We start from the raw sequence: 12,788 nt of genomic DNA, 5'->3' as shown, positions 1-12,788 counted from the left end.
GATGAAGAAGTTAGTGAATAATGCAGTAGCTATAATCGTTGTGATGATCGTACTGCTTTTAATCATTCCGTTAGATCCATTTTTACTGGATGTAATGATAATTTTAAATATATCCATATCGCTGATTATTCTGCTGATTAGTATGAATATTAAAGAACCGCTGGAATTTTCTATTTTTCCATCAATGCTTTTGATCACAACGTTGTTCCGTATCGGAATTAACATTTCGTCTACAAGAAATATCCTGGGCAATCAGGGAACCGCCGGTGCAGTTATCAAAGCGATGGGAGATTTCGTACTGCAGGGGAATGTAGTTGTAGGTTTTATTATCTTTATGATTATTGTACTGGTGCAGTTTATCGTTATTACGAAGGGTGCAGAACGAGTTGCAGAGGTTGCGGCACGTTTTACACTGGATGCGATGCCCGGTAAACAGATGGCGATCGACGCAGACTTAAGCACCGGTCTGATCGATGAGCAGGAGGCGAAGGAAAGACGCTACAAGATTCAGAAGGAAGCGGACTTTTACGGCGCCATGGACGGTGCTACCAAGATTGTAAAGGGTGACGCGATCATGTCTCTGATCATTACCGCAGTTAATTTTCTGGGCGGTATGATCATCGGTATGGTACAGGGCGGCATGGAAATTTCAGAGGTCCTTTCAGTGTATTCCATCGCTACGGTCGGAGATGGTCTGGTATCACAGATTCCGGCGCTTCTGATCTCTACTGCGACTGGTATGGTCGTAACGAGATCTGTTTCAGAAGGAAGTCTGAATGAGGATGCATCCAAACAATTTCTGGCACAGCCGAGAGCAATCATGATCACGGGTATCACGCTGGCAGTCATGCTCGTGATTCCGGGGATGCCGAAAGTACAGTTTGGTGTTGTATCACTTGTCCTGGTCCTGGCAGGGATCACTCTTTCAAGACGTATGGAGGAGGCGGCTTCTGTATCTGCGAAGGCAGCGGAGATGGAAGAGGCAATGCAGCAGCAGCACCAGAATGCTTCGGATGAAGAAGCATTTAAGGATATCAGCAACGTATATGAGCTGATTCAGGTAGAACCCATTGAGATGGAGTTTGGATATAGTCTGATTCCTATGGTGGATGAAAACAGCGGCGGAAAGATGATCAACAGAATTGTAATCTTCCGGAGACAGTATGCACAAGAGATGGGACTTGTGATTCCATCCATCCGGTTAAGAGACAGCTCCAGTCTGAATACAAATCAGTATGTGATTAAGATCCGGGGCGAGGAAGTGGCAAAGGGTGAGATTCTGGTTGATTATTATCTCGCACTGGAGCCGCCGAATCCAGAGAAGGAAATTGACGGAATTGATACAATAGAACCTGCTTATGGTATTCCAAGTAAATGGATTACTGTGGATAAGAAAGAGATGGCTGAGATATATGGTTACACGGTAATTGATCCGTTATCTGTTATGCTGACGCATTTATCTGAGACCATCAAGCTGCATTCCTATGAGCTTCTGAACCGTCAGGAAGTGGTGAAGCTTGTTGAAAATATGAAGAGTAAATCACCGGAGCTTGTAGAAGAGCTGATTCCGGGAACTATTTCTTATGGAAACTTCCAGAAGATTCTTACGAACCTGCTGAAGGAAGGAATTCCGGTGAAGGATATGGAAACAATTATGGAGACTATCATAGACGCGTCTATGATGGTGAAGGATCTTGATTCTGTAACAGAACATATCAGAGCGGCGCTGAAGCGTACTATCACAAGAAAATTCTGCGAGGGAGGCAGCATGAAGGTGATTACTCTGGACGCAGATTTGGAAAAGAATATCATTACAAGTCTGACTGCCGGAGAACAGGGCATGTATCTGGCGCTTAGTCCTGATATTATGCAGGCAATTATTACACAACTAGGAGAGGAGATAAAGAAATTCAGCAGCTTTTCACAGCCGCCTGTCATACTGACAAGTCAGGTTGTGAGGGTGCATGTTTATCATCTGGTCGAACAGTTCTATCCGAATGTTTATGTTCTTTCCTTTAATGAGATTAACAATAATATTCAAATTCAGGCAGTGGGAAATATTTCTGCCTGACAGGTGTGAGGCACGAGTATGAAGACACAGGCAGATTATACAGAAAAGTCAAATGAAGAACTTCTGCAGATGTACAGCCGTACCCATAGTCTGGAAATCAAACAGGAACTGGTGATGCGCTATGTTTATATTGTAAAGAGTGTTGCTCTGCAAATGCGGGATGTATACAGTAGTTTTTCGCAGATCGAGGATATTGTCAATGAGGGCGTCATTGTAATTATGAATGCCATTGAAAAGTTTGACATGGATAAAAATGTAAAATTTGAGACTTATATTTCCAAAAGAATTAAAGGAATGATCATCGATCTGGCAAGAAAACAGGACTGGGTGCCAAGAAGTGCAAGAAAAAACGCGAGAGATATTGATGAAGCGGTTACTGCATTATATAATAAGAATGGAATGTATCCGACGCCGGAGGAGGTGGCTGCTTATCTGGAGATTTCGATGGATAAGTATCAGGATATCCTTCGTAAAACATCTCTGTTTCACATTTTGTCGCTGGATATGGTTCTGGCGGAGGCACAGGAGAACAGTACAAGGGCACAGCTCCCGGACGTGGGAGAGGAAAAGCAGCCTGAGGCTTGTCTGCTGAAACGGGAACTGTCAGAGGTTCTTGCTGAGGGAATTAAGACACTCAAGGAAAAGGAGCAGATGGTAATTTCACTTTATTATGTGGAAGAACTGAATATGAGACAGATTGCGGAGGTGCTTCAGGTGAGCGAGCCGAGGGTGTCTCAGATTCACAGCAACGGTATAAAGAAATTAAAAAGACATATGCAGAAGTTTAATCAGGAAGGAGATAAAAAGAATGTTTCAGGGGTTTTATAATTTAGCATCAAATTTGATTGTTCAGAATAGAAATATGAATGTAATCAGTAATAATATGACTAATATATCTACACCTGGATTCAAAAACGACCAACTGTTGCAGGGGACGTTTCAGGAAGAAATTCTTTACCGGTTTGAAAGAGGAAGCAGAAGTCCGGTTGGTACTACAACCAGAATCAATATGGCAGACGAGGTTGTAACAGATTATACACCGGGCGGACTGAGGGAAACAGAAAGATCCCTTGATTTTGCGCTGAGCGGGAACGGATTTTTTTCCATACAGAGCGGAAATGGAACAGTTTATACAAGAAATGGTTCTTTTAATATTGACGATGAAGGATATCTTGTGCTTCAGGGTATGGGAAGAGTACTGGGAGAGAACGGTCCGATCAGAGTTAATACAGAAGAGATTTATGTGAACGGACAGGGATTCGTTCTCAGCGAGGATGGATATGAGGTCTACGGCAGGATCAGCGTGGTGGATTTTGAAAATTATGAGCAGCTTAGTAAGGCGCCGAATGGCGCGTTTCGTTCTAATGCACAGCCGCAGGCGGCGAATGGAACATCTGTAAAGCAGAAGTTTTTGGAAGATTCTAATGTTACTATGGCAGAAGAGATGACAAGTATGATGGCGGGACAGAGAGCGCTGCAGAGTTCTGCACAGCTTTTGAAGATGTACGACCAGCTGAGCGGAAAAGCAATTCAGCTTGGTTCCCAGTAAGACAGGATGAATCTACATAAATATTTTAAGCATAAATAAAGGAGGCACACATGTACGCATCATTTTATACAGCGGCCAGCGGGATGATCGCTCAGCAGCGTAAGCTGGACGTTACGGCAAATAATCTGGCTAATATCAACAACTATGGGTATAAAAGCAAAAATGCCTGTTTTGCAGATTTAATACAGTTTAATCTGAATAATAAGTACGGACAGGACACAGATATGAAAGCAGGAGTCGGCGTTAAGGTAGAGCACACGAACACGGACTTTACACCGAACGCATATGTGGAAACAGACGGCGCATATGATTATGCGATTGCGGGAAAGGGATTTTTCAGACTGGTGAATCCTACAAATGGAGAAGTTACATATACACGCAACGGACGTTTCAGCATGTCACAGAAAGGTACTCAGTTTTATCTGATCAATGATGCGGGCAACAGGGTGACTGACCGAAACGGTAATCCGATTACAGTGGTAAACGGTGAACTCAGCGGAGAAATCGGGGTATATAATTTTAATATTACAGACGGAATGGTAAGTGTCGGGGATAATGAATTTACTCCGATAGAAAAGAACGGCAATCCATTTCTGGTTGCTGACGCAAAGGTTGTGTCTCATGCGCTGGAGATGTCCGGTACAAATATGGCGGAAGAGATAACAAAGGTGATTGAAAGTCAGCGGGCATATTCATATGCTATGCGGATGGTCCAGACATCAGACGAGATAGTAAATACAGTGAATTCATTGAGACAGTAGAGGGGTGTTATAGAAGATGGCGATTCATAAATATGATGAGCTTGGTGAACAGCAGATGGATGTATTCAGAGAAATCGGAAGTATTGGCAATGGAAATGCAGTTACGGCATTGTCTGGGCTTCTCTCTGAAAAGATCAGTATGGAGATGCCAGAGGTGGATATTCTGGAGTTTAACCAGGCACAGAAAAAGATCGGAGATCCGGAAAAAATTGTTGGAGCAGTTCTGGTAGAACTTTCCGGTGAGCTTTCCGGAATTATGATGTTGATTCTAAAAGAAAGATTTATTAAACAGATTGTCGGCAAGGTATTGTCCGGTAAGATAGAAGATTTACTGGCAATGGGAGAGATGGAACAGTCGCTGCTTGTGGAAATCGGCAACATTATGCTTTCCGCATATGTAAATGCACTTTCCTCACTGACGAATATTCAGATTAATCTGTCTGTTCCTCAGATGGCAGTGAATATGCTCGGCGGAATTTTGAGTCTCCCGATGGCAATGATGGGAATTGAATCAGATAAACTTATGATGATTTCAGGAAGATTTTTTATGAACGGAGAAGAGATGGATAATGATATCTTGCTTTTGCCGGATATAAAATCTCTCAATACTCTATTAAAGAAATTAGGGGTGGAGTAAGACATGCAAAAAAAGATCTCTGTAGGAATTGCAGATATGAATCTTACAAGACAGGAAGGTGTCCTGATTACTTATGCACTCGGTTCATGCATTGGTATTTCTTTTTATGATCCTATGATAAAACTCGGAGCATTGCTTCACATCATGCTCCCTGAAAAAACGAATGCAATGGATTCTAATATTTTGAAATATGCGGATTCCGGCATCAAGGAGACGCTTCGGAAGGTTCTTGCTTACGGCGGCTCAAAGAACCGGATGGTCTGTAAAATAGCAGGCGGCGCGAAGATGTTTGAAATGGGAGGTGCAAGTGGACTGGGTAATATCGGAGAACGGAATATTATAAAGGTAAAACAGGTTCTAAAGGCAGAGGGACTTCGGATTACAGGTGAAGATACGGGTTCTAATTATGCCAGAACAATGCAGTTGGATGTATCGACGGGACAGGTGACGATCAGGACAGCTGGCCGACAGGAAAGAATTTTATAAAGGAGGAGCAGAAGTATGGCGGATACAGAAATTTTATTGGAATCCGGAACAAATGAAATCGAGATTATGCAGTTTACAATTAATGAAGAACTGTATGGGATTAATGTTGCAAAGGTACGGGAAATTATGATGGCGGACAAAGTAAAGCCGGTACCTCATTCTCATGAGGCAGTGGAGGGGATTTTTAAGCCGAGAGATATTCTGCTTACAGTTGTAGATCTGCCGAAGTATCTTACCAAGCAGGAATGCGAAAGACATGACAGAGATTTGTTTATTATTACAAACTTTAATAAGATGCATATTGCATTTCGGGTACATCGGGTAGTCGGGATCAGCAGAATCTCATGGGCGGATATTCAGAAACCAGATAAGACAATTACTCATGGGGAAGAAGGCGTTGCAACGGGAATCGCACAGTGCGGAGAAAATCTGATAACTATTCTTGATTTTGAAAAAATTGTGACAGAGATCGCGCCTGAGACAGGAATCCAGATGGATGAAATCGCGAAGATGGGAGAACGGAAAGAACGTTCTGAAAAGATTGTTCTGGCTGAGGATTCGATTCTTTTGACAAGAATGATCCAGGAGTCTCTTGCCAAGGCGGGCTATACCAATGTGGTGAATTTTAATAATGGAAAAGAAGCATGGGAATATCTGTTAACAGCAAAAAAAGATGGAAGTTTATGGATGAAAGCAGACTTGATCATTACAGATATTGAGATGCCGGAAATGGATGGACACCGTCTGACGAAGCTGGTGAAGTCAGATGAAGAGATGAAAAATCTTCCGCTTATTATCTTTTCCTCATTGATCAACAGAGAAATGTGGATAAAAGGAAAACAACTGGGGGCGGATGAGCAGCTTTCCAAGCCGGAAATCAGTCGTTTAGTACATGTTATGGACGAGCTGCTGGAAAGGAGACAGTAAAATGGATAAAATGATAGCCAGACAGCTGATTAAAAAAACAGATACTACTGAGATTATGGGATATGAATTGCTGATACAGAGCGATAAAGAGAGTCTCTATAATTCCAGTGAGGACAGTGTGGCAGCAAATGCGATGACGGCGTTTCTGACAGAAAATTCAAATAAAATATTCAGAGACCGCAAGACATTTATGACATTTACACCATCTCTTCTGTTCCGTAACACACCGAAGCTTTTTGATAAGGATATGGTTGTCATTCAGATTGAGGATAATGTTGTGATTCATCCTCTGGCAACGATTCTGATCGGCAAGTACCGTGAGGAAGGATATCATTTTGCGATCAATGATTTTCAGTTTACACCGAAGTATTTCAGTATGCTGGAATATGTAGATTATATTAAGGTAAATATTTCCGGAGAAGAGGATGAGAAGCAGCGAAGAGCTATTGAAAATGTTGTAGAGATGGCTCATGGATTCGGAAAAGAATTTATTGCGACAGGTGTGAATACAAAAGAAGCATTTGAACTGTCGAAAGATTTGCATGTAGACTATGTGGAAGGTGCATATATTTCTGACACAGCGGTGGAAAAGACCGGAAAAATGGAGTACCTGCAAGGTAACTTGTATCAGTTGATCCTGGAAGTGACAAAGGATGAGCCGGATATGGAGTTGATGGAGCAGATTATTTCCAGAGATGCGGCGCTGACCTACGCCCTTTTGAAAATGGCAAATTCGGCATACTTTTCAGCGACGCACAGAACCGCGTCTATACGCCAGGCAATTATGCGTATTGGTATTAATCAGTTAAAACAGTGGGTTTATCTTCTCAGTTTCAAAGAAGAAGAGACAGGAACGGAAGAGATTATGAAGACTTCCTTCATGCGTGCTAATTTTGCGTCAGCCTTGGTGAAGAAAGTGAATACGCTTAAATTATCTGCATCGGACGCTTATCTTATGGGAATTTTCTCAACACTGGACCGTATGATCGACGCACCGATGGAAGAGATTCTAAATGACATTCCGGTTGCAGATGAAGTAAAACAGGCGCTGACGACAGGCGAAGGTGAAGCAGGAAAGCTTTATCAGCTTGTGCTTTGTTATGAAAGAGCAGACTGGACAGAGATTAAAAAATTATCTGAGGAGCTTGAACTGCAGACCAATCTTATGGCACAGATTTATATGGAATGTGTACAGGAAGTAAATGAAATCTGGGAAAATGTAGTATCAAAGTAGTAAAAAATAGAAAAAGTACATAAATAAAAAATGGATTGCGCAAAGCGCAGTCCATTTTTTATTTATGCCGTGGATTTTCCTTTATGATCATACATGCCTTTGTGGCTTCTACTGTAACATCAGGAATAAACCGGTTTGTGTAGAGGCTGATCAAAGGATCTTTGGCAGCAGGATCTGTTACGATATACTTCGGCATAAGTCCGTTCAAAGTCAATGCGATTGCATCCGCAATGCACCTGTCACAGGTGCAGCAATCAAACTGCCGCATAAAGTAAATGATCTTGTCCCTTACGATTTCCTCCATGATATTGACATGTACAAATTCCGGTTCCGGTGCAGCTACTGTCTGCTGTGTTGCTTCCGGCTGCGGAACCTGCTGTACTTCTGGTATAGCAGCTGTCTGCTGTGTTGTTTCCGGTGCGGCTGCTGCCTGCTGTGTTGCTTCCGGCTGCGGAGCCTGCTGTACTTCTGGTGCGGCAGCTGTCTGCTGTGTTGCTTCCGGCTGCGGAGCCTGCTGTACTTCTGGTGTAGCTTCTGCCTGTTGTACTTCCGGTGTGGCTTCTATTTCTGATTCCGGTTTTGTCTCCGGTACTACTTCTGTTTCCTTTTCAAGTTCATGCAGCAGATTTTCTTGTATTTGTTCGGCTACTGGATCTTTCTCTGTTGTATCTATGATGGAAACAGCAGGAGTCTCGGCTGACTGCGGCTGTACAATTTCAGGTTCCTTCTTTGTGTCGTGTCCGGATAGGAGATTTAACACGTGTGTAGTTTTACTGCTTTTTTTTGCCATTATTGTATCCTCCCTGCAATAGAATGTCCGGTTTTATCTATAACTTCTTCTACGAAATCCTTATAATCAAGTGATGGGTTGGAGCGAGGAGCGTGGTCGTATACGCTGAGTCCGTGTGCCGGAGCCTCAGCAACAGATACGCTGGTGCGTATTTGGGTATCGAATACACAGGAACCAATCTGTGACGCAATGTTTTCTGCCATCTCCTTGACTTCACGTGCCAGAAGAGTACGTTTATTATACTTTGTCAAAATCAGTCCAAGTACATTCAGAGACGGATTTAACTTCTCACGAACAGAATCAATCGTTTCCTTGAGCTGTGTAAGTCCCAAAAGACTGAGAATCTCAGGAGCCATCGGAATAATCAGATGGTTGGCTACAGCATAGGCGTTTATCGTCAATATATTCAAAGCAGGCGGAGTATCTATAACAATAAAATCATAATTGTCTAAAACAGGAGTTAAAGCCCTTTTCAGACAAAACTCCCGCTCAGCAGAGGTGAATTCAAGTTCGGCACTGCTTAACAGGATATTGGAAGTGATGATATCACAGTAATCGGTTGTCTGAATTGCATCCTGAATAGAAACAGTTCCTTTCAGGACATCATATATTGTACTGGAATTTTCAATATCAAGCCCAAGGCTGAAACCAAGACTTCCCTGCGGATCTAGATCAATGGCAAGTACTTTCTGATCATAGAAAGTGGATAAACCGGCTGCCAGAGCACTGGAAGTAGTGGTCTTTCCGACTCCTCCCTTTTGATTGGTAAGAGCAATGATAGTAGTCAAAATAATTCCTCCATTCAAAATTAAATAATGAAATAACTATTATTTAAAGTATACTATATGTCGATAAATAAGTACAGACTAAATTTGTAGAATTAAGGCAGCACAGATAACAGGTTACTTTTCACACCCGGGGCGTGCACTACGCTGCACGGCCACGGACCAGTACAGTATCGGGGCTGGAATCCGGTCTCTTGCCGTAAGGCAACTTTAAATAGACCGGATTCGTTGCTTTGAGCACCGCAGGTGTGAAAAGTAACGGCAGTCTGTTATCAGTGTATGTTGATAAAAAGTAAAGGAGAGGATAAGCGATGGCAGAAATAGGCGGATTAAGCGGAACAACGAGCAGCAGTCTTTATGGATTAAGAGGATACGGCGGTCTTGCCAGCGGACTTGACAGAGACACTCTGATTGAAGGCATGACACAGGGAACAAACAATAAGATATATAAACAGCAGCAGAAAAAGACACTTTTAGAATGGGAGCAGACTGCGATCCGGGGAATTTCTGACAAGATGATTGATTTTGCGCAGAAGTATCTGAATACATTTTCTTCTACTACGAATCTGTTCAGTGACGCGCTCTGGGGAAGAAATGTGATCTCAGTGCTGGGAGCGAACAGTAAGTTTGTAAGTGTGGCAGGCACTGCTTCTACGGCAGATACACTTTCTATTCTGGGTGTAAAGCAGCTTGCGAAGAAGGCACAGATGACATCCAGTGCAGCAGCGTCAGACCGCACACTGAAGACAGGAGATATCGATCTGACTGAGATACAGAAATCAGAGAATCTTGCAGGCAAGACGATTACTATCGAATATGGAAACAGAACGTATGATGTTACACTGCCGACCGGTAAGGATGGGGATGGAAAAGAATACAAGTATGACACTGTAGAGAATATTGCAGATGCACTGAACCGCGCATTTGCAAATGAAGATGTACAAAACGGCAAAAAGCTTAGTGAAGTGATCAAAGTCGAGACAGACGGCAGCAAGATTACTTTCAAGAGTCTGGAAGATTATGGAAACACCCTTAATCTCGCCGGCGGCACTGCGCTTTCCTATCTTGGCTTTACAGATGCGCCGGACAGTGAATTTGAAAAGATTGATATTTCAACAGAAGGCATTTCATCTTCCAGAGATATTACAGATAAGGATATTTTCACTGAGAAAACATTTGAAGAGCGGATTGCGGGCAAAGAACTGACTTTCACATATAATGGAGTGTCCAAGTCTATCAAAATGCCGTCCAAGGAGGAACTGGAAAAAGGAGCGGCAAATGGTAAGGAAACTATGGAAGTGATACAAGAGTCCATGCAGAAACAGCTGGATGACGCGTTTGGCGCCGGAAGAGTGAAGGCAGAATTTAATAAAAATACAGTGGATGGCAAAGATTATTATAATCTGTCCTTTAAAATGACAGTTCCCGGCGGAAGTGAAGATAAGACTTCTACTCTTACTGTAACTTCAGGAGATTCGGAACTGTTAGGAGATAACGGTGCTTTGAAAATGAATTATGGTGAGTCAAACCGCGTGAATCTGGGCGCCAAGATTTCTGAATCAGGACTGAATGTAGCAGGGAATTTGACATTCCCGGCAAAGATTACAATTAACGGTACGGAAATCGAAGTAAAAGAGGATGACACAGTCATAGATTTGATGGAGAGGATCAATGAGTCAGATGCCGGTGTGGAGGTTAAGTATCAGAGTTCTTCTGATTCATTTGTCTTTACGGCAAAAGCGAACGGCGCCAGCGGTAAGATTGATGTAGATGCAGAGTTTGAAAAGATTTTCGGCACATTTAATAAGACTGACGGACAGGATGCAATTGTTGCAGTAAAATATGCGGGCTTTGACGAGCCTGTAGAGCTGATCCGGGATTCTAACAGCTTTAATATTGATGGAATGACGATTTCCGTAAACGGCGAGTTCGGATATACGAAGGACGCAGATGGAAAACCGATTGAACTTGATAAGACATCGGAGGCAGTTACATTTGACGCAAAGGCAGACGAGGACAAAATCGTTGAGACTGTCAAGAAGATGGTGGAAGAGTATAATGAAATCATTGAACTGGTTAATAAGGAGACAGGAACAAAGCCAAATCGTGACTATCAGCCATTGACAGCCGCACAGAAAAAGGAACTGAGCGAGGATGAGATCAAGGCATGGGAGGAAAAGGCGAAAGAAGGTCTTTTGTTTAATGACAATGATCTGAAGGGATTAAGTAATGGTCTGCGTTTTGTTCTTTCCCCGGCTAATCAGGCAGCTCTGCAGAAGATTGGTCTTTCAACGTCTACCTCAGCTTTAGATAATGGTAAGATTTCCTTTGATGAAAGTAAATTCCGTGCGGCTCTGAAAGCAGATCCGGAGGGTGTAAGGGAGATGTTCGCCAAGGATGCCGAAAAGGACGAGAACGGTAATCCAACCGGAATGGCGGGCATTGCAACAAATATGAAGGAGGTTTTTGACCAGTATGTAAGGACGATGGGAGAAACGAAGGGAATCCTGATCGAGAGAGCTGGATCTGTCAAAGCGCCGGCAAGCGTTTTAAAGAATTCTATTTACGAGCAGCTTCAGGAAATGGATAAACGGATTGCAAAGCTGCAAAGTACATTGAAGATGGAACAGGACCGGTATATCAAGCAATTTACATCACTGGAGTCTGTTATCGCACAGATGAACAGTCAGAGCAGCTGGCTGGCACAGATCGGCGGCGGGTATTAATTGTTAAGAAGGGATTAGGTTATGTATCAAGACGGATATCAGCAATATAAGATGCAGTCGGTCAACACGATGACCAGAGGTGAGATGTTATTACTGCTTTATGATGAACTTATTAAGCGTCTTACCAGGGCGGAACTTGCGTTGGAAAAGGAAGATTATGAACTGTTCGATGCTTCCGTCAGGCGCTCAGGAGAGATCGTACAGTACTTGCGGGATACGCTGAATACAGAATTTAGTATCAGCAGGGACTTGCAGAAAATGTATGGATTCTTCTTATATGAGTTAGGCAGACTGCAGGCGAGTCGAAAGAAGGCGGTAATTGAGGAATTGAGACCGTTAGTTATAGATCTGCGAGATGCATTTCGCGAAGCGGATAAAACCAGCGGGATATTATAAGGTGAGAATTATGGAAAATGTTCAAGAAATCTTGTCAGAGGTGATGAAACAGGTCTATAAAGAATATACGGGAATGGTGGAGATTGAAAAGCTTACCCGTGAACTGGAGGATGCATTAAACCGCAGTGACAGGAAAGCCGCAGAGCTTATTCTGGAGATGCGTCAGAAGGAAATGGACAGTATTTCACAGGTGAAACAGGCGATCGGGGAGTTTTTGAGAAGTATGGATGCAGATTTGCAGGAAGATGTGAAGTGTATGCTGCAAGGGGAACTCCCCAGAAGACAAACCGGACCTGAGGCTGAGAAAATCAGCAGTATCAGCAGACAGCGCAATAATATGCTGAAAAATATCTGTGCGAGAGACCGTATACTAAGCCGCAGAGTAGCAGGAGAAGATTCTTACTATAATTATAATGAGTAAAGGTA

General features: G+C 42.9%; 13 protein-coding genes. 11 read left to right on the top strand and 2 right to left on the bottom strand.

Going from position 1 to position 12,788, the window contains the following annotated elements; genetic code table 11:
• The first annotated feature begins 1 nt into the window (after nt 1).
• Genes flhA through NFS18_RS03915 form a run of 8 tightly spaced genes read left to right on the top strand, consistent with a single transcriptional unit; the run spans nt 2 to nt 7,665 of the window.
• On the top strand, nt 2–2,071 hold the full coding sequence (gene flhA / locus NFS18_RS03950) for a flagellar biosynthesis protein FlhA (RefSeq protein ID WP_251388164.1): 2,070 nt from the start codon (nt 2–4) through the stop codon (nt 2,069–2,071).
• 18 nt (nt 2,072–2,089) lie between these two features.
• A complete protein-coding gene (locus NFS18_RS03945) occupies nt 2,090–2,899 on the top strand; it encodes a sigma-70 family RNA polymerase sigma factor (RefSeq protein WP_251388162.1) in 810 nt (269 codons plus the stop codon).
• Nucleotides 2,880–3,620, top strand: coding sequence for a flagellar hook-basal body protein (locus NFS18_RS03940; RefSeq protein WP_251388160.1), 741 nt, complete (start codon nt 2,880–2,882; stop codon nt 3,618–3,620). Before NFS18_RS03945 ends, NFS18_RS03940 begins: the two co-directional genes overlap by 20 nt.
• Before the next feature lie 50 nt (nt 3,621–3,670).
• Nucleotides 3,671–4,381, top strand: a complete 711-nt coding sequence (locus tag NFS18_RS03935; protein ID WP_251388158.1) for a flagellar hook-basal body protein — start codon at nt 3,671–3,673, stop codon at nt 4,379–4,381.
• 16 nt (nt 4,382–4,397) lie between these two features.
• Nucleotides 4,398–5,018 carry a chemotaxis protein CheC gene (locus NFS18_RS03930; protein WP_251388156.1) on the top strand — a complete coding sequence of 207 codons (621 nt, stop codon included), beginning with the start codon at nt 4,398–4,400 and terminating at the stop codon, nt 5,016–5,018.
• A gap of 3 nt (nt 5,019–5,021) precedes the next feature.
• Nucleotides 5,022–5,504 (top strand): chemotaxis protein CheD, encoded by a 483-nt coding sequence (locus tag NFS18_RS03925; protein WP_251388153.1) that lies wholly within the window; start codon nt 5,022–5,024, stop codon nt 5,502–5,504.
• A gap of 15 nt (nt 5,505–5,519) precedes the next feature.
• A complete protein-coding gene (locus tag NFS18_RS03920; protein WP_251388151.1) occupies nt 5,520–6,431 on the top strand; it encodes a chemotaxis protein in 912 nt (303 codons plus the stop codon).
• Between the two features lies 1 nt (nt 6,432).
• Nucleotides 6,433–7,665: an EAL and HDOD domain-containing protein gene (locus tag NFS18_RS03915; RefSeq protein ID WP_251388149.1), complete on the top strand. Its 1,233-nt coding sequence runs from the start codon at nt 6,433–6,435 to the stop codon at nt 7,663–7,665.
• 58 nt (nt 7,666–7,723) lie between these two features.
• Here the strand turns inward: NFS18_RS03915 and NFS18_RS03910 are convergent, their stop codons facing one another.
• Both NFS18_RS03910 and NFS18_RS03905 read right to left on the bottom strand, forming a co-directional pair.
• The gene (locus NFS18_RS03910) at nt 7,724–8,455 is read right to left on the bottom strand and encodes a late competence development ComFB family protein (protein WP_251388146.1); all 732 of its coding nucleotides are present in this window, start codon (nt 8,453–8,455) and stop codon (nt 7,724–7,726) included.
• Nucleotides 8,455–9,243: a ParA family protein gene (locus NFS18_RS03905; RefSeq protein ID WP_251388144.1), complete on the bottom strand. Its 789-nt coding sequence runs from the start codon at nt 9,241–9,243 to the stop codon at nt 8,455–8,457. The genes NFS18_RS03910 and NFS18_RS03905 overlap by 1 nt, the downstream gene beginning before the upstream one ends.
• A 308-nt stretch (nt 9,244–9,551) precedes the next feature.
• On the opposite strand from NFS18_RS03905, the gene fliD reads away from it, so the two are divergent.
• The 3 genes from fliD to NFS18_RS03890 are packed head-to-tail and all read left to right on the top strand — an operon-like array spanning nt 9,552 to nt 12,783.
• The gene (gene fliD / locus NFS18_RS03900; protein ID WP_251388142.1) at nt 9,552–11,966 is read left to right on the top strand and encodes a flagellar filament capping protein FliD; all 2,415 of its coding nucleotides are present in this window, start codon (nt 9,552–9,554) and stop codon (nt 11,964–11,966) included.
• 21 nt (nt 11,967–11,987) lie between these two features.
• Nucleotides 11,988–12,362 (top strand): flagellar export chaperone FliS, encoded by a 375-nt coding sequence (gene fliS / locus NFS18_RS03895; protein ID WP_251388140.1) that lies wholly within the window; start codon nt 11,988–11,990, stop codon nt 12,360–12,362.
• A 10-nt stretch (nt 12,363–12,372) separates the two neighbouring features.
• Complete coding sequence (locus NFS18_RS03890) at nt 12,373–12,783, top strand: hypothetical protein (protein ID WP_251388138.1); 411 nt, start codon at nt 12,373–12,375, stop codon at nt 12,781–12,783.
• The last annotated feature ends 5 nt before the right edge of the window (nt 12,784–12,788 follow it).

Source organism: Mediterraneibacter agrestimuris (assembly GCF_943193195.1).
Lineage (GTDB): Bacteria > Bacillota > Clostridia > Lachnospirales > Lachnospiraceae > Schaedlerella > Schaedlerella agrestimuris.
Note: the sequence above shows the minus strand (reverse complement) of the source record. Positions and strands in the feature narration are given on the sequence as shown.